The organism is Streptomyces sp. NPDC020489 (genome assembly GCF_044386545.1).
Taxonomy (GTDB): Bacteria; Actinomycetota; Actinomycetes; order Streptomycetales; family Streptomycetaceae; genus Streptomyces.
This window is the reverse complement of the sequence record NZ_JBIRUZ010000005.1, coordinates 157,635-183,435: the sequence shown is the minus strand read 5'-3', so window position 1 is coordinate 183,435 and position 25,801 is coordinate 157,635. Positions and strand designations below refer to the sequence as shown.

Genomic DNA, 25,801 nt, shown 5'->3' with positions numbered 1-25,801 from the left:
GCCCGGACACCGCTTGAGGTGAGACAAGCGGACAGGCCACCGTACGGCCATTCTTCGGGCGATGAAGGGGAAATGGGGTGATTGCAAGGGCGCCTCAGGCTCTGCCGGCCGCACCGGGTCCGTTGCTCCGGGACAGCGGGCGTCCCGCCGGGCCTTGACTGCGCCGGCGGTACCTGACCTGCGGACAGCCGGTCCGGCAGCGCGTTCTGCGTGTGGTGCTGCGTCTTCTTCCCTATGGGCCTCCTGGCCGCCGACGGCAGGCTGCTGCAAAACACGGCACGGCTTGGAGGCTCACAGTGACAGCAGGACCGGCCCCCGAGAGGGCCCTGGACGGCGTCGACACCCGCATCGCATCCTTCGCCCAGCGCCGACTGTGGTTCATGGACCAGCTCGCCGGCTCCTCCAGCGGGTCGATGCTTCCGCTGGTGCTGCGGCTGAGCGGTTCCCTGGACGTGGACCGGCTGCACCGGTCGCTGTCCGCGATCGTGGACCGGCACGAGGTGCTGCGGTCGAGGTTCACCGCCGTCGACGGTGAACCCGTCCAGGTGGTCGACGCCCCGGCCGGTATCGTCCTGGAACGCGTCGAGGTGAGCGGTCCGGACGAGCTGTACCGCCGGTACCTCGGGCGGCCCGTCGACCTGGCCGCCCAGCACCCGGTCCGCGCCGTCCTCGCGCGCGTCGCGGCGGACGAGCACCTGCTGCTGGTCGAGGTGCACCACATCGCCGTGGACGGCTGGTCCTGGGGCGTCCTGCTGGAAGAGCTCGCCGCCGGATACCGCGGCGAGGCCGTCGCCGCCCCCTCCGTCTCCTACAGCGACCTGGCGCGCGCCCAGCGGGAACGGCTGCGTGGCCCGCGGCTGGAGCGCATGCTGGCGCACTGGCGTGAGCGCCTGGCCGGACTCACCGCGCTGGAGCTGCCGACGGACCGGCCGCGACCTCGCACCTGGGACGGTGCGGGGGACGTCGTCCGCTTCGACCTGCCCGCCGACGTGGTCGCCGCCGTCGACTCCTTCGCCCGTTCCCGCCGCGCCACCCCGTACATGTTCCTGCTCACCGCCTACCAGGTGCTGCTCGGACACTGGGCGGGCCGCGACGACGTCGCCGTGTGCAGCACGCTGGCCGAGCGCTCCCGGCCCGGCGCCGCCGGACTCATCGGCCCGCTGGTCAACACCGTCGTCCTGCGCACCGACCTCGGCGGAGCGCCGGGCTTCGGCGGCCTGCTGGAGCGGGTGCGCAGCCGCGTCCCGGTCGATCTCGCGCACGCCGAGGCACCGTTCGACCTTGTCGTCGGCGCCCTCGGCGGTTCCCGCGACCTGTCCCGGCACCCGCTCGCGCAGGCGTCGTTCACCCTCCTCAACGCGCCGATCCAGCCGGTGCGGATGCCCGGCCTGGACGTCTGCCTGGTCGAACCGCCGCTGTCCGAGACCCCGTTGGACGTGTTCCTCGACCTCACCCTGCGGGCGGACGGCAGCATCGCCGCGCTCCTGCAGTACGCCACCGCCCTGTTCGACGCCGCCACCATGCGCGGTTTCGCCCAGGCGTACGTCGCTCTGATCCGGGCCGTGCTCGCCTCTCCCGAGACGCCGGTGCGGGAGCTGGTCCGGTCCCTGCCCGCGCGTCCGGGTGCGCTCGCCCGACCCCGCCCCGCCTGGCACGCCGCCCCCGACCGTCCCGCGGGCCCGGCACCCGACCTGGCGTTCTCCGGCGAGCCCTCGGCGCTCGCGCTGCGGTGCGGTGACGAGAGCGCCACGTACGCCGAACTCGAGGAGATGACCGGCGGTCTGGCGGCCGCGCTGCGGGCCGCGGGTGTCGGGCCGGGTGACGCGGTGGGTGTCCTGCTGCGCCGGGGCCTGTGGTCGGTGGCGGCCATCGAGGGCATCTGGCGGGCGGGCGGCGCCTATGTGCCCCTGGACCCCGAACTGCCCGCCGAGCGCCTGCGGTACATGGCCCAGGAGGCGCACCTGGCCTGTGTCCTCACCGACCCGGTGACCGCGCCCGACGCCGCCGCCCTCGCCCCGGTCCGCGTCGACACCAGCACCGTGGTCCCGTGTGCGGACGGACCCCGCCACCGGCCGCACCCGCGGGAGCTGGCCCACGTCATCTTCACCTCGGGATCCACCGGACGTCCCAAGGCGGTCGGTGTCGAACACGCCGCGCTCGCCTCCCACGTGGCCGCCATGCGCGCACGCCTCGGCATCACCGCCACCGACCGCGTCCTGGCCTTCGCCTCGTTCTCCTTCGACGCCTCCCTCGACCAGGTGCTGCCCGCCCTCACCACGGGCGCGGGCGTCGTCATCCGGCCCGACGAGCCGTGGCTGCCCACCCAGGTCCCCGAGATCGTCCAGCGGCACGCCCTGACCGTCGTCAATGTGCCGCCCACCTACTGGGCCGAACTGACCCTCTCCCTGGACCGCCGTCTCGCCGCCGCCCTCGGCACCCTGCGCCTGCTGGTCCTGGGCGGCGAGGCCGTCCCGCCCGACACGCTCGCCGCATGGCGCGCCGCCGTCCCCCACGTCCGCGTCTGCAACGCCTACGGCCCCACCGAGACCACGGTCACCGCCACCACCTACGACGCCGACGACCCGCCCGCCCACACCGTGCCCATCGGCCGGCCGTTGGGGGACCGCCGCGTGTACGTGGTCGACGGCGACGGAGAGCCCGTCCCGGTCGGCGTCGGGGGTGAACTCCTCATCGGCGGGACGGAGGTGGCGCGCGGCTACCTCGGGCAGCCGGCGCTGACCGCCGACCGCTTCGTGCCGGACCCGTTCGGACCGCCCGGCGGACGCCTCTACCGCACCGGCGACATCGTGCGCTGGACACCCGGCGGGGACCTTGAGTTCCTCGGCCGCCGCGACGACCAGGTCAAGATCCGCGGTTTCCGTATCGAGCTCGGGGAGGTGGAGACGGTGCTGCGGGCCTGCCCGCTGGTCGCGCAGGCCGCCGCCCGCCCCGACCGGGCCACGGGGCGCAGCCTCATCGGCTACGTGGTCCCCGCCGCCGACGCGGAGACCGTTCCGGACCGGGCCGAGCTGCGTGCCTGGTGCGCGCGTCACCTGCCGCAGCACGCCGTCCCCTCCGACTTCGTCGTCCTGGACGCACTGCCGGTCGGTGTCTCCGGCAAGCTCGACCGGTCCGCGCTGCCCGATGCCGCCCACACCCGCACCGCGGCCGGCCCCGCCTACGCCGCCCCGCGCGACGAAACGGAACGGATCGTCGCCGAGGTGTGGGCCGACGTCCTGGGCCTGGACCGGGTCGGCCTCGACGACAGCTTCTTCGACCTCGGCGGGCACTCCCTGCTCGCCACCATGGCCGTCTCCCGGATCGCCCAGCGCCTGGGGCGGGAGGTCGAGCTGCGCACCGTCTTCGAACACCCCACCGTCCGCGCCTTCGCCCCGGTGGTGGCCGACGCCCGCCTCTCGGGAGCCACCGAAGTGGTGCCCGTCGACCGTGACCGGCTCCTGCCGCTGTCCTTCGCCCAGGAACGCCTGTGGTTCCTGGACCGCACCTCCGACACCGGCGAGTCCTACCTGCTGTGGTACTGCTGGCGTATCCGCGGCGGCCTGGACCGCGGCGCCTGGCAGCAGGCCCTGGACGACCTGGTCGCCCGCCACGAGGTGCTGCGCACCGCCCTCATCGAGAGCGACGGACGCCCCGTGCAGGAGGTGTGCGCGCCGGTCGGGGTGCCGCTGCACTGGGAGCGGGTGCCCGAGGCCGCCGACGGGCAGGACCGCGTGGCGGAGCTGCGTCCGCGCGCCGCCGCCTTCGCCACCCGCCGCTTCGACCTCGCCCGTCCGCCGCTGCTGCGCTCGGGCGTGTGGGAACTGGCCGACGACGACCACGTCGTCCTGATCAGCCTGCACCACGCGGTGACCGACGGCTGGTCCAAGGGCGTCCTGCTGGACGAACTCGCCGCGCACTACCACGCCCGCCTGCGGGGCGAACGCGCCGCGTTGCCGCCTCTGCCCGTGCAGTACGGCGACTTCGCCGTCTGGCAGCGCGACCGGGTCGACAGCGGGGCCATGGAACCCCAACTGGCCTACTGGGAAGCCGTCCTCGACGGCGCGCCGGTACTGGACCTGCCCACCGACCGGCCCCGCCCCGCCGCGTTCACCGGCCGCGGGGGCGCCGTCGAGATCGAACTGCCCCGTGACCTCGTCGACCGTGTCGACGCCCTGGCGCGGGAGCACGGGGCCAGCCGCTTCATGGTGCTGCTCGCCGCCGCGCAGGCGGTGCTGGCCCGCTGGACCGGCCAGAGCGACATCTCGGTCGGCACGCCCGTCGCCGGGCGCGACCGGCTCGAACTGGAGCCGTTGGTCGGCTTCTTCGTGAACACGGTCGTGCTGCGCACGGACCTGTCCGGCCGGCCGACGCTCGCCACCCTCGTCGACCGGGTCCGCGATGTGGTCCTGGGCGCCTTCGGCCACCAGGAAGTCCCCTTCGAGCAGGTCGTGCAACGGCTGCGCCCCGAACGCGACCTGTCCCGCAATCCGCTCTTCCAGGTCATGGTCGACGTCCAGGACGCCGCGGCCGGTGGGTCCGCGCTGCCGGGCCTGGACGCCACCGACCTGGCCCTGCCGTGGAGTTCGGCCAAGTTCGACCTGACCGCGACCTTCGTGATTCGGGACGCCGCTTTCGCGCTCAACGTCGAGTACGCCTCCGACCTCTTCGACCAGGCGACCGCCCTGCGCTTCGCCGACCACGTCGGCCGCCTCCTGCACACGCTCCTGGACACTCCGGACGTCCGCGTCGACGAAGCGCCCCTGCTCTCGACGGACGACCGCCGCGAGCTGCTGGCGGCCGCCGGCGACGGCACCGCCCCGCCCCCGGCGTTCACGGTGGCCGGGCGGCCGGAGGCGCCGGCCGTCGTCTGCGAGGACACCGCCCTCACCTACGTCGACCTCGACGCCCGCACCGCGGGAATCGCGGCCGCCCTCGCCGACGCCGGAACGGTCCCCTCCGACGCGGTCGGCGTCTGCATGGGACGGGGTGTCGGAGCGGTCGCGGCCATGCTCGCCGTGTGGCGGGCGGGCGGCGTCTACGTCCCGCTCGACCCCGACCTGCCGGCACAGCGTCTGGAGCACATGCTCCAGGAGGCGGGCGTACGGTACGTGGTGTGCGACGCTCGCACCCGGGACACCGTCGACGCCCTCGGCGTGCGGTCCGTCAGTGCCGAGGACGTGACCCCGCGCGCCGACGGCCCGCGCCACACGCCCCGGCCCGACGACCTCGCCTACGTCATCTTCACGTCGGGCTCCACCGGCCGGCCCAAGGCCGTCGGCGTCGAGCACCACGCCTTGGACGCCCATGTCGCCGCCGCCCGCGAGCTGTTCGCACTGACGGACCGGGACCGGGTGCTCACCTTCGCGTCGACCTCGTTCGACGCCTCCCTGGAACAGATCCTGCCCGCGCTCAGCGTCGGAGCGAGCGTGCTCGTGCGACCCGACGAGATCTGGGCCCCCGAGGAACTGGCCGACCGGGTCGCCGAGGCCGGGATCACCGTCATGGAACTGACCCCGTCCTACTGGGCGGAGGTCGTGGCGCGCCTGGACGTGCTGGCCCCCCGACTGGGCACGCTGCGGCTGCTGGTGACCGGGGGAGAGGCACTGCCCGCCGATCCGCTCGAGCGCTGGTTCGCCCACCTGCCCGGAGTCCCGGTCGTCAACACCTACGGGCCCACCGAGGCGGTCGTCTCCGCCACCGCGCACACCCTGCGGGCGCGGCCGGAGGGCAGGGTGCCCATCGGCCGGGCGCTGGGCAGCCGCCGCACCTACGTCGTCGACGCACGCGGTGAACTGGCCCCGCACGGCGTCCCCGGCGAACTCCTCGTCGGCGGACCGGAGCTGGCCCGCGGCTATCTCGGCCGGCCCGCCCTGACGGCCGAGCGGTTCGTGCCCGACCCGTACGGCGGACCCGGCGCCCGCCTCTACCGCACCGGCGACATCGTGCGCCGACTGCCCTCCGGGGAGCTGGAGTTCCTCGGCCGCAACGACGACCAGGTCAAGATCCGCGGTTTCCGGGTCGAACCCGGCGAGGCGGAGGCGGTCCTGCGCGCTCACCCGGGCGCGCGCGGCGCCGCCGTCCTCGTCCGCACGGTGCACGGCGAACCCGCGCTGGTCGGTTACGTCGCGGGCGACGGCCTCTCCGAGGAGTCCCTGGCCACCCACTGTCGCGCCCACCTGCCCCACTACCTCGTCCCGTCGGCGTTCGTCCTGCTCGACGCCCTCCCGCTGACCGTCCAGGGCAAGCTGGACACCACGGCGCTGCCCGAACCGGAGGTCCGCGAGGCGCACACCCTCGTGCCGCCGAGGACCCCGGCCGAGACGGTCGTCGCCCAGATCTGGTGCGAGGTCCTGGACCTGCCCCGGGTCGGCGTCCACGACGACTTCTTCGCGCTGGGTGGCCACTCGCTGCGCGCGGTGTCGATCGCCTCTCGGCTCCGGATCGCCTTCGACTGCGCCTTCCAGGTCCGGGACCTGTTCGAACACCCCACCGTGGAGCGGCTCGCCGCCGAGGTGGAACGGCGCCTGCTGGAGCTGATCTCGCAGATGAGCGACGACGAGATCGACCTGTCCCTGACCGCTGACCTCTGACCGTCCCGCGCCGACTCCGACCGTCCGCTGACCTCTGACCGTCCGCGCCGGCTCTGACCGACCGTCGGCCTCTGACCGACCGCCGCCCCCACCGGTCCGCGGGTCCCTCGACCCGCGGACCGTGCCCGGCGGGCACCGACCGTCCGGGCCCGGAGCCCCGCGCGAGAGACCTGCCCGGCGGACCCCAGCCGTACGGGTGCGCGGCCCCCTTTCGGCGGCCGCCAACCCGCAGCCCTGCCACAGACCTTGAGATTCGGAGTGCCCCATGACCACGTCCGACGTGCGCCCCGGCCCCCTGCCCGCGGCCGGTGGCCTCTCCCCGGCCGCCCGGCGTCTGCTGGAGCAGCGGCTGCGCGGCCAGTCCGCCGCCCGCGACGACGGCCCCGTCCGCGTCCGGCCCCGCCCCGAGCGGACCCCTCTGTCCGCCGCCCAGCAGCGCCTGTACTTCCTGGACCGGCTCGACCCCGGAGCCGTGACCTATCTGCTGCCCGCCGCCTGGCGGCTCAGCGGGCCCCTGGACGTGCCGGCCCTCCGTGCCGCCGTCGCCGACCTCGTCGCACGCCACGAGCAGCTGCGGGTCGTCTTCCCCGAGCACGAAGGCGTCCCGTACCAGCGGGTCCTGCCGGCCGGCGACGCCACGCTCGACGTCGTCGACGCCACCTCGCCGGACGAGGGAGACGACCGCCACCTGGACGCGGCCGTCCACGCCGCCGCGCTGCGCCCCTTCGACCTCGCCCGCGAACCCGCCTTCCGGGCCACCCTGGTGCGCGCGGCCGACGACGACCACGTCCTGGTCCTGGCCATGCACCACATCGTCTCCGACGGCTGGTCCCTCGACGTCCTGGTCCGTGATCTGGCCGAGCTGTACCGGGCCCGGTGCGAGGGCCGCCGCGCCGACCTGCCCGAACTGCCCCTGGACTACGCCGACTACGCGATCTGGCAGCGCGCCGCCGACCAGGGCCCCAGCCTCGACCACTGGACCTCCCGTCTCGCCGGACTCACCCCGCTGGACCTGCCCACCGACCACCCTCGCCCCGACACCCCCACAGGCCACGGCGCCGTCCACGCCGTCACCCTCCCGGCCACCCTGACCGACGCCCTCGCCACCCTGGGCCGCAGGTTCGGGACGACGCCGTACATGACCGTGCTCGCCGCCTTCCAGGCGGCGCTCGCCTTCCACAGCGGGCAGCACGACATCGCCGTCGGCACCGTCGTCGCCAACCGTGAACGGGCCGAGACCGAACAGCTCGTCGGGTTCTTCGTCAACACACTCGTGCTGCGCGGTGACTTCTCCGACGACCCGACTCCGGCCGCACTGCTCGAGCGCACCCGCGACCGGGTCCTGGAGGCGTTCTCGCACCAGTCGCTGCCCTTCGAGAAGGTCGTCGAAGTCCTCAGCCCCGAGCGCGACCTGGCCCGCAACCCGCTCGTGCAGGTGCTGTACACGCACACCGAGACCGGCGCGGGCACCCTCACCCTCGGTGAGGCCGACGGCGCGCCCTACCGGATCGGGCTCACCACCGCCAAGTTCGACCTCACCCTCGACCTGCGCGACGGCGGCGGCCGCACCGAACTCGCCTTCGTCTACCGGCCCGACCTCTTCACCGAGGAGTCCGTCGCCGCGCTCGCCCGGCACACCGTCGCGTTCCTGGAGGCCTTCCGCACCCGCCCCGACGCCCCGCTGAGCGCCGTCGACCCGCTCAGCCCCGCCGAACGCGCGCACCTGCTCGGCCCGGACGGCCCCGCCCGCTCCCTCGAGACCCCCGGCGCTCTGCCGCGTACCGCCGCCGACCGGCTCGCCGAACACGTCGTCCGCACCCCGCTGGCGGTCGCCGTCACCGGCTCGGGGCGGAGCCTGACCTACGCCCAACTCGACGCGTCGGCATCACAGTTGGCGTGCCGTCTGCGTGAGGCGGGCGTCACGCGCGGCTCCCTCGTCGGCGTCTGCCTCGACCGCACCTCCGACCTGGCCGTCGCCCTCCTGGCCGTCTGGCGGGCCGGGGCCGCTTACCTGCCCCTGGACCCGACCCATCCCAAGGCCCGCCGCGCGTTCACCGTCACCGACTCCGGCATCGAACTGATCGTCACGGACTCCGCCACCCGCGACGCCGTCGAGGGCCTGCCGGCCCGCCTGCTGGAACTGGACGCGGCCGAGGACGATGCAGGACTCCAGGCCACCTCGCCCGCACAGGACGTCCTCCCGGCCCACGACGACCTCGCCTACGTCATCTACACCTCGGGTTCCACCGGCCGCCCCAAGGGCGTCGAGATCACCCACGGCAACCTGGCCTGGCTGCTGGGCGCCGCCGACCGCCACTTCGACTTCGGCCCCGCCGACGTGTGGACCCTGATGCACTCGCCCGCCTTCGACTTCTCCGTCTGGGAACTGTGGGCACCGCTGGCCACCGGAGGGCGCGTGGCGGTCCTCACCGCCGACGAGGTGCGCGACCCGGCCGCCGTGCACCGGGTCCTGCGCGAGGAGGGTGTCACCGTCCTCAACCAGACCCCGGCCGCCTTCAAGGGCCTGCGCGCCCACCTCCGGGACACCGGGGCCGACTTCTCCACCCTGGCCCTGCGCACCGTCGTCTTCGGCGGCGACGCCTTCGACGTACGCGACTACCGCGACTGGTTCACCGCCCCCGGGCCCCGCCCGGCGCTGGTGAACATGTACGGCATCACCGAGACCACCGTCCACGTCACCATCCGCACCATCACCGAGGACGACGTCGACGGGGCCGTCCGCTCACCCGTGGGCCGCCCGCTCACCGCGGCCCACGGCTACGTCCTGGACGCCTGGGGACGCCTCGTCCCGCACGGCACCGTCGGCGAACTGTACGTGGCCGGTGGGGGAGTGGCCCGCGGTTACCGCAACCGGCCCGAGCTGACCGCCGAGCGGTTCGTGGAGGACCCCTTCGGCGCCCCCGGCACCCGCATGTACCGCACCGGCGACCTCGTCCGCGTGCTGCCCGACGGACAGCTCGCCTACGTCGGGCGCGCCGACCACCAGGTCAAGATCCGCGGCTACCGGATCGAGCCCGGCGAGATCGAGACGGCCCTGCGCGCCCTGCCCGGCGTCGCCGACACCGCGGTCGTGGCCCGCCACGACGGCGGCACGGCCCGCCTGGTCGCCCACGTCGTCACCCCCGAGGGCCGCCCCCTGGACGCCGCCGCCCTGCGCGAACGGCTGCGGCTGACCCTGCCCGAGTACATGGTCCCCGCCCTGTTCGTGCGCCACGAACGGCTGCCGCTGACCGCCAACGGCAAGGTGGACCGCGCCGCGCTGACCGCCGTGCGCCCCAGCTCGGCGGGAGCGTCCGCCTACGCCGCCCCGCAGGGAGCGACCGAGTGCGCCCTGGCGGAGGTGTTCAGCCAGGTCCTGAGCGTCGAGCGGGTCAGCCGTACCGACAACTTCTTCGACCTCGGCGGCGACTCCATCCTCGCCCTGCGCCTGGTCGGCGTCGGCCGGCTCGCCGGACTCGGCTTCAGCGTCGCCGACGTCTTCCGCGCCCGCACCCTCACCGACCTCGCGGAACTGGTCACCGACGCCGCCGACGCCCCCGAGCCGGTCGCCCCCTTCTCCCTGATCGACCCGGCCGACGCGGACCGGCTGCCCGAGGGCCTCGCCGACGCCTACCCGCTCACCATGCTCCAGGCCGGCATGCTGCACGAGATGCTCGCCGACGCCCGGCGCGGCGCCTACCACAACGTCACCGACCTGAAGATCACCGTTCCCGAGGGCTTCGACGCCGCCGCCTTCCAGGCCGCCGTCGACGCCGTCGTCGCCGCGCACCCGATCCTGCGCACCTCCGTCGACCTCGTCACCTACCGCGAACCCCTCCAACTCGTCCACCGGGCCGCCCGCCTGCCCGTCGGCTACACCGATCTGCGCCACCTGACGCGAGAGGAGCAGCGGGACCGGCTGCGCCGCTTCGTCGACGCCGAGTTCGACCGCCGCTTCGACCTCTCCACCGCGCCCCTCGTCCGTATCCACCTGCACCACATCACCGACCACGACCTGCGCCTGGTCCTCACCGACTGCCACGTCGTCCTCGACGGCTGGAGCCTGACCTCCCTCGTCGCCGACCTGCTGGCCCTGCACCGTGAAGCGGTCACCCAGCGCACCGCACCGCGCCCGCCGAGCGTCCCGGCCTTTGCCGAGTACGTCGCCCTGGAGCGGGCCGCGCTCGGCAGCGAGGAGTCCCTGGCCTACTGGCGTGACCGGCTCGCCGCACTGCGCCCGGTCACCCTGCGCCGCCGCACCGACGGCGCCGCCGCGGACGGGCCGCCGGTGCACGAGGTGCGACGCTCCTACGCCCACCTCGCCGAACGCATCGGCCGCCTCGCCAAGGAGGCGGGCGTGCCCCGCCGCACCGTGCTCCTCGCCGCCTTCCACCACACCATGAGCCTGTTCGCCGACCGTGACGACAGCGTGCAGGGGCACAGCATCGGCCTGGTCACCAACGGGCGCCCCGAGGTGCCCGGCGCCGACCGGATGCGCGGACTGTTCCTCAACACCGTGCCCTTCGGCGTGGAGCGCCCGCGCGGCGACTGGCTGGCCTACCTGCGGGACGTGTTCGGCGCCGAGCAGGAGATGCTCCCGCACCGCCGGGTGCCACTGGTCCGCATCGCCCAACTGCGCCCCACCGAACCCAACCTGACCGACACCGTCTTCAACTACGTCAACTTCCACCGCCTGGCGCACGACTCCTGGGACGACTCCCTGGAGATCGCCCGCACCATGTTCCCGCTGCTGGTGAACGCCAGCGTCAACGCCTTCACCCTGGACGCCGACCCGGACTACGTCGCCCCCGCCACCGCCGAACAGGTCGCCGACGTGTTCGTGGCGCAACTGGAGGCGATGACGGCCGACCCGTCCGCCCGAGTGAGCCGGCCCGCGGCCGTCGGCGCCGCCCGCTCGACCGTCCTGGGCTGGGCCGCGGGACCGAACCTGCCCTCCTCCCCGCTGCTGTTCCACGAGCACGTCGCCGAACAGGCCGCCCGCACCCCGCACGCGGTCGCCGTCGAACACCGCGGACAGCCGCTGACCTACGCCGAACTGCACGAGCAGGCCGAACAGGTGGCCCGCCGGCTGAGGCTGCTCGGCGTCGGACCGGAGACCGTGGTCGGCATCTGCGTCGACCGGGGCCCGGACTGGGTCCGCGCCGCCCTCGGCGTGCTGCGCTCCGGCGGCGCCTTCGTCCCGCTGGACCCCCAACACCCCACCGAGCGGCTGGCGTTCATGGCCCAGGACAGCGGCATGCGGGTGCTGCTGACCCAGCGGGCCCTGGACGGCGCCGTCCCCTTCGACGGCCCGACCATCCACCTGGACGTGCCCGCCGAGCCGGTCGGACCGGTGCCCGGCCGCGCACCCGACGCCGACACCTTCGCCTACCTGATCTACACCTCCGGCTCCACCGGGGTCCCCAAGGGCGTCGCCATCGCCCACCGCGGCCTGTCCAACATGCTCGAAGGACAGCGCGACCTGGTGAACCCCACCCCCGAGGACCGGATCCTGCAGTTCGCGTCCTTCGGCTTCGACGCCTCCATCCTGGAACTGACCTGGTCCCTCGCCAACGGCGGCTGCCTCGTCACCGCGCCCAAGGAGGACCTGCGGCCCGGACCCGACCTGGCCCGCACCCTGAGCCAGGCGCGGATCACCGGCGGCATGCTGCCGCCCAGCGCCCTGGCCGTCCTCGGCGAGGACACCTTCCCCGACCTGCGCGTGCTCCAGGTGGCCGGTGAGGCCTGCCCCGCCGAACTCGCCGACCGCTGGTCATCCGGCCGCCGCTTCCAGAACGTCTACGGCCTCACCGAGACCACCGTGTGGTCCGTCGCCGCCGACCTCGCCCCCGGCCAGGGCAGGCCGCCCATCGGCACCCCGATCCGCAACACCCGCATCCACGTCCTCGACGACGACCTCCAGCCCGTCCCGGTCGGTGTGCCCGGCGAGATCTACCTCGGTGGTCAGGCCGTCGGCCGCGGCTACCTCGGCCGCCCCACCCTGACCGCCGCCACCTACGTCCCCGACCCCTACGGCGAGCCCGGCGAACGGCTGTGCCGCACCGGCGACCTCGGCGCCTACCGGCCCGACGGCACCGTGGAATGGCTCGGCCGCCGCGACGCCCAGGTGAAACTGCGCGGCTTCCGCATCGAACTCGGCGAGATCGAGCACGCGCTCAGGCAACTGCCGGGCATCCGCCAGGCGGTCGTCCTGCACCGCACCGACCTGCCCGGCGGCGAACCCGCCCTGGTCGCCTACCTCGTCACCGCCGACACCGACCGCCCCACCCCCGAGGACCTGCGGGGCGCGCTGCGGACCAGCCTCCCCGCGTACATGCTGCCCTCACGGTTCGTCGTCCTGGACGAGATGCCCGTCAACCGCAGCGGAAAGATCGACAAGCGGGCGCTGCCCCTGCCGCCGGCCGAACTCGACCAGGACGACACCGAGTACGTCGCGCCCGCCACCCCGGCCGAGCGGATCCTCGCCGAGATCTGGCGCGAGGTGCTGGGCCTGTCCCGCATCGGCGTCCACGACGACTTCTTCTGCATCGGCGGCAGCTCCCTGTCCACCGTCCGGGTGTCGTTGCTGGCCGCCGGACGCGGACTGCCGGTGACGGTGGGCGACTTGATCGAACACCCCACCCTCGCCCGGCTCGCCGCCCACGCCACCCGCGCGGTGGGCGCCGGCCTCCCCGAGACCGTCACCTCCGAGGTGCGGCTGCGCGAGGGCGAGGGAGAACCGCTGTGGTGCGTGCACCCCACCGGGGGCAGCGCCGCCTGGTTCGTACCGCTGGCCCGCGCCCTGCCGCCAGGGCGGCCCGTCCACGCCTTCCAGGCCCGCGGCCTGCTCGGCGGCGTCGACCCCAGCACCGTGACCGGCATCGCCGCCAACTACGCCGCCGAGATCACCGACCGCGGCGTGCCGGGCCCGCACGCCCTGCTCGGCTGGTCCATGGGCGCCAACATCGCCCTGGAGATGGCCACCCAGCTCCACCAGGCCGGACACCCGGTCGCCCCGCTCGTCCTCATCGAGCCGTACCTGCCCAACCCCGCCGCCCGCGCCCGCCTCGAAGGCGTCACTCGCGACCTGCGCGAAGCCCTGCGCCTGCGGGACCGGCTGCGCGAACTGCCCGCCTCCCCACAGCGGGACCAGGCCACCGCCGAACTCACCGCGACCCTCCTGGGCGCCGGGATGAGCCCCGCCGAGGCGGCCCTCGTCGAGGGCGCCCCCATCGAGGTCTGGCACTCCCTGCTCGCGGCGCTGGCCGGGTACGAGGTCCGGCCCTACCCGGGCCACATCCACCTGGTGGTCGGCAGCGAGGCCGCCGGCCTGCCCCGCGGCGTCACGATGCCCGGACTCGACGTCGACTACGACACCTACGTCGCCCGCTGGCGTGCGACCGCACAGGGCGGGCTGACGCTGCACATCAGCGACGGCGATCACATGTCGATGATGGCCGAGCCCCAGGTCACCGGCATCGCCGACCTGCTCGCCGCCCTGGAGAGGGGAGAGTCCCGATGACCACGTACGCCCCCGCCCCCACCGAGCGCTACCTGCTCGCCCCCGACCTCGTCGCCGACCCCTACGGCCACCTCGACGCCTTGCGCGAGAGCGCGCCGGTGAGGTGGAGCCCGCTGCACCGTGCCTGGCTGGTCACCGGCTACGACGAGGTCATGCGCTGCCTGCGCGACCGGGCCGTCTCCGCCGACCGGGTCCGGCCCCTGATGGACGCCGTCCCGCAAGGAGCCCGGGAGGACGCCGAGCGTGCCTTCGGCATCCTGTCGCGCTGGATGGTCTTCAACGACCCGCCCCAGCACCGGCGGCTGCGGCAGGTCTTCCAGGAGGCGTTCGCCGCCCGCGCCGTCGCCCGCTACAGCGCTTTCACCGAGAAGGTGACCCGTGCCGTGCTCGCCCGCAAGGCCGCCCCCGGCCGCACCGGCGACCTCATGGCCGACCTCGCCAAGCCGCTGCCGGCCCTGGTCTTCGCCCGCTGGCTCGGCATCCCGCCCACCGACGGGCCCTCCTTCTGGTACTGGAACACCCGCGTGGCCGATCTCGTGCTCGGCACCGCCCAGGAGGAGAGCGAGTACCGCGCCTCGTTGCAGGCCCTGGTCAGTCTGGAGGACTACCTCGGCGCCCTCGTCGCCCGGCGGCGCGCGGAGCCCGGCGACGACCTGATCAGCCAGGTGCTGGGGGAGGGCCGGGTCGGTGACTCGGTGAGCGAGGAGGAGTTCGTCGGGATGCTCACCCAGATGGCGTTCGCCGGCGGGGAGACCACCAGCAACCTCATCGCCAACACGGTCCTGGCCCTGCACACCCGCCCCGACCAGCTGGCCGCCGTGCGCGCCGAACCGGGGCTGGCCCAGGGCGCGGTGGAGGAGACGCTGCGCCTGGACGGTCCGTCGAAGATGTCGATCCGCACCGCCGCCCAGGACCTCGAACTCGGCGGACAGACGGTACGCGCCGGGGACCGGATCTTCCTGGTGACCGCCGCCGCCAACCGGGACCCCGCCCGCTTCCCCGACCCGGGCCGCTTCGACGTCACCCGCAGCGGCGCGACCCACCTCGGGTTCGGCTTCGGCGCCCACTTCTGCATCGGTGCCGCGCTCGCCCGCCTGGTGGCCGTCTGCGCGGTGCGCACGCTGGTGTGCGAGCGGCCCGGCCTGACGCTGGTCGACCCGGAGCGGCTCACCTGGCAGCCGTCCCTGCTCAACCGCAGCCTCACCGCCCTGCCCGTCCACTACTGACCGGACCGCACACCTCCCTTCGAAGAGAGGCACCCCCATGGCCACCACCCTCGCCGCGGAACGCCCGCGGCTGTGGGCGCCCGCCCGGCACCGTTCCTTCCGCCTGCTGTGGACGGGGCAGGCGCTCTCCCTGCTCGGCGACGGGTTCAGCGTCGTCGCCTTCTCCTGGATCACGCTGAGCCTGACCGGCTCCACCCTCACCCTCGGCTACGTCCTGGCGTTCCAGGCGGTGCCCCGGGCTTTGCTCACCCTGGTGGGCGGAACCCTCGGCGACACCTGGTCCACCCGCACCCTGATGGTGGCCTCCAGCTGGACCCGCGCCGCGCTGATGGCCACGGTCGGCGCCGCCGGGCTCACCGGGCACCTGACGGTGTGGATGCTGTGCGCGGCGGCCGCCGCCTTCGGTGCCGTCGACGCCTTCTTCCAGCCTGCCCGGGTCTCCATCCTGCCGTCGGTGGTCGAGGAGGACCTGCTCGCCCCGGCCAACGCCCTGCTGGGGGCCGGCGCGCGGACGGCGGCCGTCGTGGGTCCGGCCATCGGCGGTGTCGTGATCGCCCTGACGCAGGCGCCGGTCGCTTTCCTCGTCGACGCGGTCTGCTTCGCCCTGTGCGGCGTGTGCGTGGCCCGCATCCGCACCCGGCCGCGGCCCGGCGCCCCCAAGAGCGGCTCCGCCGCGCCGGGTCCGTCCCTCGGCGCCCGCATCCGGGAGGGCGTCACCTTCACCCTGCGCGACCCGCGCCTGCGCACCATCGTCGCCCTCGACACGGCGGTGAACTTCTGTTATGCGGGCCCCTTCACGGTCGGTTTCGCCACGCTCGCCGACCAGGTGCTGCGCGGCGGCTCGGCCACCCTCGGTGTCCTCAACGGAGCCCTGGCCGGGGGAGCGGTGCTCGGGACCCTCGTCGGCGGCGCCGTCGGCGGACGGCCCCGCGTCGGCCTCCTGGTGGCCGCCCTCGCCGGCTGGCTGGGCGCCGGCATGGCCGTGCTCGGCCTGGCACAGAGCACCGCGGTCGTGGTCGCGACCGTACTGGCCATGGGGTTCGCCATCGGTTACCAGGGCGTGTTCGGACTGAGCTGGATCCAGCGCAACATCCCGCAGGACGTCCTGACCCGCGTGGTCTCCGTCGACATGGTCCTCGGCTACGCCGCCGCCCCGCTGTCGCTGATCCTGTGCGGCTTCCTGGCCGGCACGGGGCACCTCGCCCTGTTCGGTGTGGTGGCCGTGGTCCTCGCGGGCACGGGACTGGCGGTGCTCGCCTCACGGGCGGTGCGGGAGATGCGCTGACCCGGTCGAGAGGCTCAGCCGGAGCGCAGAGCGGCCGATCGCGCGCACAGGTCCGCGCGGTTGGCCGCTCCCGTCTTGGTGATGAGACTGGCGATGTGCTTCTCCGCGGTTCGGGGCGAGATGAACAGCCGGTCGGCTATGTCCTTGTTGCTCAGGCGCTCCGCGAGCAGCCGGAACACGTCGAACTCCCGCACGGTCACCCCTTGGGTGCGCAGCTGCTCCGGAATGCCGCTGGTGCCGCTGCGGTGCTGGTGCACCGGGGCACCCAGGCGGCGCAGCCCCGCCCGGCAGGCGCCGGTGACGGCGGCGATGTCCCGTTCGTGGAAGTAGTGCTCGGCGCGCCGCAGCCAGCCCACCGGATCACCCCAGCCGTCCTGCTGCGCGGCGTCCGCGATCAGCCGCAGCCCCAGATGCTGGGCCACCGGATAGGGTTCGGCCACCACCAGGGCCGCCTCCACGGCGGCCGCCGCGTCCGTCCGCGCCCCCTCCCGGCCCAGTAGGACGGCCTCGGCCAGGTGCACGAACTGCCGGTTCCACCGCATGCGGGCCATGGCGGTCGCGGCGACCTCCGCGTGCCGGGCCCGGTGGGCGTCCCCGCCCAGCACGTCCAGCAGGAGCATCAGGCCATGGGTGCCGCTGAGGTGGTACGTGGAGGGGTTGTCCGCCTCCAGGGCCCGCACCGCCGCCAACTCCGCGCGGGCCAGGTCCCGGTTCTCCTCCAGCAGCGCGCAGAAGGCCCGCGCGAGACCCAGGCAGAGCGGCTCCTCCTGCGAACCGGCGCCGTCCCACTCGGTGAAGGCCGCGAGCGCCGCCTCCATCGCGGGCCGGTCCCCTCGGTGGGCCTCCAACGTCGCCTGCGCCATGAGCACATAGCGCACGGCGGGGGCCAGGCGCAGCCGGCGGACGACGGCCAGGCACTCCGCGGCGGCCGAGCGTGCGGCGGCGTCCTCGCCGCGCAGCACGGCATCGAGGACGAGGATGCCGTCGACGGTGTGCACGATGTTCACCGAGCCCAGGCGCAGCGCCTCCTGGCGGGCCGTCAGCAGTCCCGAGGTGTCGCCCTCGGCGAGCCAGGCGTTGCCGCCCATCCGGGTGGCCGCGTACATGCGCTGCAACGGCAGCCGGTGGCGTTCGGCGGCGGACATGGCCTGTCCGAGCATGGCCGCCGACTCCTGCGGGTCCCGCTCGCGTGCCACGGTGGCGAGCAGTTCCCAGGCCTGGCAGGCGACGACGGGCAGTTGGTGCCGCTCGGCGGTGTCGGCGGCGGAGCGTGCCAGCTTCTCGGCGTGCTGGGTGCGGTCCGGGCCGGGCGTGTCCAGGGCGAGATAGGCCGCGGTGACGTCCACGGCGGCCGCGGCGGCTTCGTCGGGAGCGGCGGCCAGCACCTCGCGGGCGCGCAGGATCTGCCGGTTGCCGTCGCTCCACCGGCCCGCGGTGTGGGCCACCTTGGCCAGCCGTGCGTGCAGTGTCGCCAGACGTGCGGCGCTCAGGCCGGCACCGCCGAGCGCGTGCAGGTCGTCCACCAGGTCGAAGGCGCGTGCGAAGTCGCCGGCTTCGGCGAGGGCGGGGAGCAGGTTCTCCAGGACCGCGGCCCGTGCCTGCGGATCGTCCGCGTCGTCGAACAGGGACTCGGCACGGCTGAGGAGGGTCACGGCGGAGTTCAGCGCGCCTGCGGCCAGGGCGCGTCCGCCCGCGTCGGCGTACAGGAGCCCGGCCTCGACCCGGTCCCCGGCCTCGCGGCGCAGGCCTGCGGCCAGGGCGCACCAGTCGCCCTCCAGGGCGGGGTGGAGTTCTTCCACCGCCTGGGCCCCCCGCCGTGCCAGGTCCGCTCGCTGGCCCGGCGTCAGCTGCGTGAACAGGGCTTCGAGGGTGGGGGAGTGGCGGAAGGAGTACCAGTCGGGGGCGGGTTCGTCGGGTACGACGAGCCGGGCGGCGACACCGGCGTGGAGGTGGCCGAGCAGGGTCCGGTCGTCGACGTCGGTCATGCGTTGCAGGACGGAGAGCGGGAAGCGGCGGCCCAGCACCGCCGCGGCGGACAGCAGGGTCAGGCCCTGGGCGCCGAGCCGGTCGATGCGGCGCAGGATGCCGCGGGCCAGCGTTGAGGAAACGTCACGGCGCAGGTCGCCGACGGCGCGCCAGCCACCGGGGCCCTGCACCAGGGTGCCCGAGCCGATCATCGACTGCAGCAGCTCCTCGACGAGGTAGGGGCTGCCCGCGCTGTCCTCCCACAGCTTGCTCAGCACCTCGGCGGGCACGTCGTCAGGGCTGTCCACGCCCAGCTGGGCGGCGATCATCTGGTGCACCTGCGGCTGGGACAGCGGCGCCAGTTCGACCACGGTGGCGGCGCCGCGGCGGCGCGCGGACTGCGCGAGGTCGAGGGCGTCACTGATGTCGGTGCGCACGGTGGCCACCAGCAGGACGGGTGTGTACGCCAGGTTGTCGACCAGGTACTCCAGGACGCCGAGCGTCTCGGGGTCGGCGTCGTGCAGATCCTCCAGGAGCAGCAACTGGCCCTGGCCGCGGCCGGCGGCGATGAGCAGGCGCAGCACGGCCTCGCCGAGGATGACCATGGAACTGCTGTCGCGTTCCCCGGTGTCCCAGTCGGGGATCAGGCGGCCCAGGACCGGACGGTAGGGACCGAGCGGGAGGTCGTCCATGGGCTCGCCGCTGCGGAACAGCGACATCAGCGCCTCGGTGAGCGGCCGGAACGGTACGGCGGGGCCCGTGGTGCTGCTGCGGCCGCGCAGTACGCGCATGCCGGAGCCCAGGGCTCCGCCCACGGCCTCCGCCGCGAGACGGGACTTGCCGACCCCGGCCTCGCCGACCAGGAAGACGACGCTGCCCATGCCCTGCCTCGCGTCGGCCATGGCGCGTTCGAGCTGGGTGAGTTGGGGGTCTCGCCCGACGAGGGAAGGCGTGTGGGAACGCATGAACGCTGATGATAGGCGGCAGATTGCGCCGGGGGCAGGTCGCGCCCTGGTCGAGATCACCTGCGGTCGTCCCGGCGGGAAGGGCACAACGCCCGGCTCCTGGCCGCGAGATGCCGCGCGAACGCGGCGGCGCGGGCCCGCCGCTGCGGGCCCGCGCCATCACGCGGAACGTCCGGGTTCGCCGGTCGGTTCAGTTGGGGGCGGAGACCGAGGTGTCCAGGCTGCTCAGCGTGATGACGATGCCGCTGGTGAGGACCATGCCGGCCAGCACGCGGGCGCGGGCGCAGGCACGGTTGCGGCCGGAGAGGGTGATGCCGCCCGCGGCGTCCTGCTCGGTCTGCGCGGTCTCGGCGGAGTCGGTGGCGGTGAACTCGGCGGAGTCGGCGGCGAAGAGGTGCTTGTCCATGACGGTGGTCCCTTCTGGTGTCCGATGCGAGGCGCTCGGGGTGGGAGGTGGGAGGAGACGCGGGCGGGTCAGTGGTCGGTGTGGTCCAGGAGCAGGATCGACGGGACGGATCCCGGGTCGGCCAGGCGGAGCAGTCCGTAGCCGATGCCGGCCAGGCCGGTCATCAGCGCGGGCGTGGGAACGTGGTCGGGGGTGGCGCACCGGTGGGCCTGGGCCTCGACGAGGGCTAGGACGTGACCGCTGTGCCGTCGCAGGGCCGACCGGGCGGTGGTGTCGCCCTGTTCGGCGAGAGCGGCCAGAGCCTCCAGTCGGCCGAGGGCGCCCTGGTCGAGACTGAGGTCGGGACTGGTGGGGGCGTCCGCGAGGCGGGCGGTGGCCCCCGCGAGTCCGGTGGCGGCCCTTCCGGCCAGCCCCTGCGACCAGGACAGGTCCGCTTCGTCGCCCAGGTGCGGCGTGGCGTCGAGCAGGGCGCGGGCGGCCTTTTCGACACCGGCGGCACGCTCGGGCCGGTGGCCGGCCCAGCGTCGCAGCGCCCACACGATTCCGGCGGTGCCGTCGGCGAGACCGGCGGTGGACGGCAGGTGGCCGTCTGCCGGTGCGGTCGGCAGCAGCTCCGCGATCCGGTCCGCCAGGCCCAGGGCCGCCGGATCTCCGGTGGCCTCGTACGCGGCGACCGCGGCGGCCAGTGCCCCGGCTCGGCCCTGGGCCAGCCCGGGGTCGGGACACGCCACGGTGGCGTGGCCGAGTGCGGTCAGCGCGTCCGGCAGACAGGCCCGCAGGTCCTCGTCGAGGATCTGAGCCAGGCGGACCAGGGCGTACACGATCCCGCCGAGTCCGTCGTAGGCGCCGGGGCCGGCCGCCGCGCTCAGTTCGGGGTCCCCGGCGAGCGCCTTGAGGAGGGCTGGGAGCGGGCGGACCGCCTCCCGGGCTGCCGCGCCGTAGCGCCCGGACCCGGTGAGTGCCTCGGTGTGGGCGAGGAACAGCGCGACCCCGCAGTAGCCCTGGGCCAGGCCCGCCCCCATGGGCAGAACGGCCCAGTGCGCTCCCGACACCCGTTCCAGACCGATCCAGTTGGTGCGCGAGCCGTCCCGCACCGCGCGGGCGGTGATCTCGTCGGCGATCCCGCACGCGGCGGCCAGCAGGCGCGACGGCTCGGGCGCCACCGGCGGCACGGGGGCCGGGGTCAGTTCGGAGCGGGGGCGGTCGAGCGGTGAACTCGCGCCGCGTACCGCGAGGGTGGCCGAGATGATCCATTCCTGGTCGTGGCAGTCGACCTCGTCCATCCGGCCGAGCTTGTCGCGCACCGCTGTCGCGGCGGCCACCGGCAGCACGCCGGGCAGCGAGGTGCCGTCGTCGGCCTGGACCGCGGTGTCGGTGGGGCAGTGGGTGAAGAAGGGGATGTCGCCGCGCCACAGGGCCGCGGTCTCGTGCTCGGTGAGCCGCTGGCGCGCCGTGTCGTGCGCGGACTCCGTCCACAGCACCGCGAACACCCCTTCCCGTGCCAACGCGTCGCCCAGCAGCGCGGGGTGGGTGGACTCCTCCAGGAGCGTGGCGTACAGCCGGGTCGCGCGGGCGATCAGTCGGGCCGGGCGCTTCGCCCAGGGCGCCAACAGGCCGTCGGCGTCGAGCAGTTCGCGGCGGTGCGCGGTGATGGCCGTGTAGGCGGTGCGGAATCCTCCGAGCAGGGCCGCCGTGTGGTCGGCGCCGGCGAGGGAAGTGCCGTGGGGCAGCGGGTGGTTCTGGGCGGCGGGGCTGGGCAGCGGGCCGCGTACCGCCCGCATGGTGTCCTGTCCGCTGTCCTCCCAGCGCAGGCCCTCGCTGGGGAAGGTGCCGTCGGTGTCCCGGCCGAGTGCGGAGATGTCCAGGGCGCCGTGCTCACCGATGAGGAGGTGAGGGAGCAGGCAGGTGCGGTGCACGGAGGCGGCCAGGGCGTCCGCGGCAGGGTCGGCGCCGGCCGTGAGGGCCTGTCCGAGACCGGTGTGCAGCAGTGTCTCGGCGTCCACCAGGACCGGCTGGTCGCCGTGGGCGATGACGTTCTCGTAGTGCATGTCGGCGCCGTCCACCGCGTAGAGCAGGGCCAGCAGGGCGCCCTGGCGGCGGTAGAAGGCGTCGGTCTCGGTGACCGAGGTGCACCAGCGGTGCTCGATGAACTCCAGCCAGCCGTAGGTGTCGCGGCGCAGGGTGCGCGGCGTGCGCAGTCCCAGTCCGGGCACCTTGGCGTTGAGCCAGGCGACCAGGTGGTCGAGGAGGGCGTGCTGGTCGAGCGGGCGGGGCTTGTGGACGATCCGGCTGCCGTCGGCGAAGTGCAGGATCGCCACGGACCGGTTGCCCTGGTGCGCGTCGCCGCGGCCGAGATCGACACGGACGAGCCTGCCCGGCGTACGGCCGTCGAGAAGGGTGGCGGCCAGGGCGGAGCGGTCGGACTGGAAGCGGGCGGCCAGCTCGGCGGCGGCCTGCGTGGCGTCCAGGGCGGTCCGGGTGAGCATCCGGGCCAGCACGGGGTAGGTGGCGAACAGGTCCGCCAGTCCGCGGCGGGTGCCGGCGGCCGCGGCGAAGGAGACGAACCGCTCGCGCGGACCGGCCCCCGTCAGACGCCCGGCGCGGCGGGCGGCGTGCAGTTCCTGGACCAGGGTGCGGGCGGCCTGCCGGACCAGCTGGTGGGTCAGGCGCTGGACGAATCCGTCCCGCCACACGGTGGCCTCCGTGTCCGGGATGCCGGTCATCAGGTCCGCGAGGCGGGCGGCGGCCGTGGCGACCAGCGGCCTGACGACCGGGGCGAACACGTCCGGGCCGTCGCCGCCGACCTCGACCTCGGCGAGGCCCTCGGGCGCGGTGGCCAGCACCTCTTCCGCGAAGGACGCCCAGTCGGGCTTGGCGGTCCGCCGAGCCAGGTGCTCGGCGGGCTCGGCGGCCAGGGCCGCCGCGGTGTCGCCGTCCACGCCCAGGCGGTCCAGCCGCAGTGCGAAGCCCTCCGCGTCCCCGACGGCCCAGGGCATCGGCTCGCGGGCGCCGGTCGCGGCGGCCGGTCCGGGGAGCCCGGGGGCGGCGAGCCGCTCCGTGAGGGTCAGCGCCGGGGCCCACCAGGTGGCGGGGAGTTCGGCGCTCCGGGGAGTCGGGAGGCTGGCGGTGTCGGTCACGAGAAGAAGGTCGCAGACCCCCTGCGGCCCCCACATGGGTAACCGTCCCCCATATTCTCGCCGACCCCCTCCCCATGGGTGGGGGTATGGAGGACGGGAGTGGAGAACCGCAGGTGGGAGGCGTGTGCGTGCGGTGTGTGCGGCGGCCGGACGGAGGGGTGCGGTCGGCCGCATCGGGGTGGGGTGGGTAGCGGATGGGTGCGCATCCCCCATGGCTCCGCGTATGGGGTCGCGTCCGGCCCTTTTCCGGGTTGCCCGGCATGGGCTGCGCCTCCGCCTGCGGGGAGGCACCGGGGGCCGGGGCGCAAATGTGGGGTCCCGCTACCGATGCCGCGCCGGTCGTACCGACGGCACGGTGTTCCCAGTCCCCATGCCAGACCGCCCGCGGACTCTCAGGCCGGGCGCACGATCTTCCAAGGAGCAGCAGATGGGAGCACCCGTACCTGTCAGTGTGGTCGCACTCGACCCGGTGCTGGAGGCAGGCATCCGCGCGACCCTGCTCGTCCGGCCCGAACTGACCGTGTGCGAGCCCGCCGACGCGCGGGTCGCCGTCCTCACCGTGGACCGGCTCGGTCCGGCCGAGCTCGACATGGTGCGTGCCACCCGCACCCAGCCCCACCGTCCCGCTGTCGTCCTGGTGGCGGGCGTCCTCGCCTCCGGGGACGTCCTGCACGCTCTCGCCGCGGGCGCCCGCGGCCTGCTGCTGCGCCGCGAGGCGGACGCCGCCCGCCTGGCCCACGCGGTGCTGGCAGCCGCACGGGACGACTGCACTCTGCCGCCCGGCCTGCTGGAGGAGCTCCTGGACCAACCGGAGGCGTCCGTGCGCGGTTCCGGAGGCTGGAGCGAGGGCATGCTGTCCGACCGGGAGCGTTCCGTGCTGCGCCTGGTGGCCGAGGGGCACGAGACGGCCGAGATCGCCCAGCGGCTCGCCTACTCGCCTCGCACCGTGACCACCGTCGTGCACGACATCACCCAGCGCTTCAGGCTGCGCAACCGCGCCCACGCGGTCGCCTACGCACTGCGGGCGGGCCTGCTGTGACCGCCACGTTGACAGCGCCTCCCGCCGCCCCCGCTGTGACCGCCACGTTGACGGCACCCCCCGCCACCCCCACCGTCGCGGTGCGCCTCGTGCCGGGCCCGGGCGCGGAACGGGTCCGGGTGCTGGCCGAGCGAGCCGGGCTCCGCTGCGGCGGGGACGAGATCGGGCCGGCCGCGACGGTCACGGTGATCGTCGCCGCCGATGCGGACCAGGCGCTCCGGGCGCAACGCACGCGTGGGCCCCTGCTGTTCGTCTGCGACACCGTCAGCCCGGAGGGCCGGCGGCGGGCCCTGCGGGCCGGAGCGGTCGTCGTCGGCGCCGCCGAACTGACCGAGGCCGGTCTCCTGGAGGCCGTCCTTCGGGCAGCGCACCCGCATCCGAGCATCCCCTACCCGGAGTTGTCCGGCGTGCTGAGCACCGGCACCCGCCCGGGCGGGCCGCCCGCCGCCTGCACCCCGGCCCTGACCGCACGGCAGACACAGGTCCTGCGCCTGATGGCCGAGGGGCACGCCAACGCCGACATCGCCCTGCTGCTGGGGTGTTCCGAACACACCGTCAAGAACGTCATCTACGAACTCATGACCCGACTGCAGGCTCGCAACCGCGCTCACGCGGTCGCCCACGCCGTACGCCACGGCCTGGTCTGAGTTCCGGACACACCCGTCCACGACGCGGGGCACGGGAATGCACGGACCTGGTGCCGACCGGCATCAAGGACCGCCCGTCGCCCCGCGCGGTCGTGTGCGTGAAGCCAGGGGCTGACGGGGACGGTCAAGCCGGCCGCAGAAGCCGGCGCGAGCGAGGGGGAGGGTCAGGCCGACGGCAGCAGCCCAGGCGAGTGAGGGGTGACGCTCAGGCCGGCGGCAGCAGCCGTGGCTCGATCCGCTCCTCCACGGCCCGGTCGCCCTCCCGCCGTACCACGTACGCCGCCTTGTGCGGCAACTCCGCGACCGCCTCGACGAGTTCGGTGCCGCGGTAGACCAGGCCCACTCCGTCGTCGGTGCAGTGGGCCTCGCCGAAGGTGCCGTCGGCGACCAGGCGGTGGATCAGCGGGCGGCGGCCCTCGTCGGAGTCGTAGTGCACGCCGTTGCCGTAGGGAAGCAGCGCGAGCCCGTCGGTGACCGCGCGCAGTTCGGGTCCGTAGGAGTCGGTGGCGCCGCCCTGGAACCAGCAGATCGAGCCCGCGCTCACGCCGGCGAGGACCACTCCGGCCCGCCAGGCGCGCCGCATGATCTCGTCCACGCCGTGCACCCGCCACACGGCGAGCAGGTTGGCCACCGATCCGCCTCCCACCCACACCACGTCGTGGTCGAGCACCGTGGCCTCGATGTCCTCGACGTTGGGCATGGGGAACAACTGCAGCGGAGTGAGGTCGTAGCCCGCCACCCGGGCGGCTTCGGAGACCCGCGCCGTGACGAGTTCGGCGTCTCCCGCGGCGGTGGCGACGTGGAGGATGCGCGGGCGTCTGCCGTGCGCGCCGGAGAGGTCGACCGCGTGGTGGACCAGGGCGTCGAAGAGCACCCGTGTGCGTCTGCCGGGTCGGGCACCGCCTGAGGTGGCGACGATGGTGGGTTCGGGTGCGGTCACGCGCGTGATCGTATACCGGTCGTCGCGGGGGGAGGCGTGGGCGATCGGTGAAGGCGGCGCGTGGGTCGGACCTCTCGGG

General features: G+C 74.5%; 10 protein-coding genes. 6 read left to right on the top strand and 4 right to left on the bottom strand.

Annotated features, from left to right (window positions below):
• The first annotated feature begins 296 nt into the window (after window positions 1-296).
• The 4 genes from ACH41F_RS14720 to ACH41F_RS14705 all read left to right on the top strand — a co-directional run bounded on the left by ACH41F_RS14720 (window position 297) and on the right by ACH41F_RS14705 (window position 16,623).
• Window positions 297-6,590, top strand: a complete 6,294-nt coding sequence (locus ACH41F_RS14720; RefSeq protein ID WP_398835619.1) for an amino acid adenylation domain-containing protein — start codon at window positions 297-299, stop codon at window positions 6,588-6,590.
• Between the two features lie 265 nt (window positions 6,591-6,855).
• The gene (locus ACH41F_RS14715; protein ID WP_398835616.1) at window positions 6,856-14,112 is read left to right on the top strand and encodes an amino acid adenylation domain-containing protein; all 7,257 of its coding nucleotides are present in this window, start codon (window positions 6,856-6,858) and stop codon (window positions 14,110-14,112) included.
• Complete coding sequence (locus ACH41F_RS14710) at window positions 14,109-15,338, top strand: cytochrome P450 (RefSeq protein WP_391231170.1); 1,230 nt, start codon at window positions 14,109-14,111, stop codon at window positions 15,336-15,338. Before ACH41F_RS14715 ends, ACH41F_RS14710 begins: the two co-directional genes overlap by 4 nt.
• Before the next feature lie 37 nt (window positions 15,339-15,375).
• Entirely contained in the window at window positions 15,376-16,623 is a 1,248-nt protein-coding gene (locus ACH41F_RS14705; protein WP_398835611.1) for an MFS transporter, read from the top strand.
• A gap of 14 nt (window positions 16,624-16,637) precedes the next feature.
• Here the strand turns inward: ACH41F_RS14705 and ACH41F_RS14700 are convergent, their stop codons facing one another.
• From ACH41F_RS14700 to ACH41F_RS14690, 3 genes are all read right to left on the bottom strand, one after another.
• A complete protein-coding gene (locus tag ACH41F_RS14700; protein ID WP_391231175.1) occupies window positions 16,638-19,553 on the bottom strand; it encodes an AAA family ATPase in 2,916 nt (971 codons plus the stop codon).
• A gap of 190 nt (window positions 19,554-19,743) precedes the next feature.
• Complete coding sequence (locus ACH41F_RS14695) at window positions 19,744-19,959, bottom strand: hypothetical protein (protein WP_391231176.1); 216 nt, start codon at window positions 19,957-19,959, stop codon at window positions 19,744-19,746.
• 68 nt (window positions 19,960-20,027) lie between these two features.
• Window positions 20,028-23,096 carry a type 2 lanthipeptide synthetase LanM family protein gene (locus tag ACH41F_RS14690; RefSeq protein ID WP_398835608.1) on the bottom strand — a complete coding sequence of 1,023 codons (3,069 nt, stop codon included), beginning with the start codon at window positions 23,094-23,096 and terminating at the stop codon, window positions 20,028-20,030.
• A gap of 427 nt (window positions 23,097-23,523) precedes the next feature.
• On the opposite strand from ACH41F_RS14690, the gene ACH41F_RS14685 reads away from it, so the two are divergent.
• Window positions 23,524-24,135 carry a LuxR C-terminal-related transcriptional regulator gene (locus ACH41F_RS14685; RefSeq protein WP_391231178.1) on the top strand — a complete coding sequence of 204 codons (612 nt, stop codon included), beginning with the start codon at window positions 23,524-23,526 and terminating at the stop codon, window positions 24,133-24,135.
• A 47-nt stretch (window positions 24,136-24,182) separates the two neighbouring features.
• Window positions 24,183-24,782 (top strand): response regulator transcription factor, encoded by a 600-nt coding sequence (locus ACH41F_RS14680; RefSeq protein ID WP_398835605.1) that lies wholly within the window; start codon window positions 24,183-24,185, stop codon window positions 24,780-24,782.
• A gap of 205 nt (window positions 24,783-24,987) precedes the next feature.
• Here ACH41F_RS14680 and ACH41F_RS14675 read toward each other — a convergent pair whose 3' ends face one another.
• Window positions 24,988-25,722 carry a Type 1 glutamine amidotransferase-like domain-containing protein gene (locus ACH41F_RS14675; RefSeq protein ID WP_398835603.1) on the bottom strand — a complete coding sequence of 245 codons (735 nt, stop codon included), beginning with the start codon at window positions 25,720-25,722 and terminating at the stop codon, window positions 24,988-24,990.
• Window positions 25,723-25,801 lie beyond the last annotated feature (79 nt).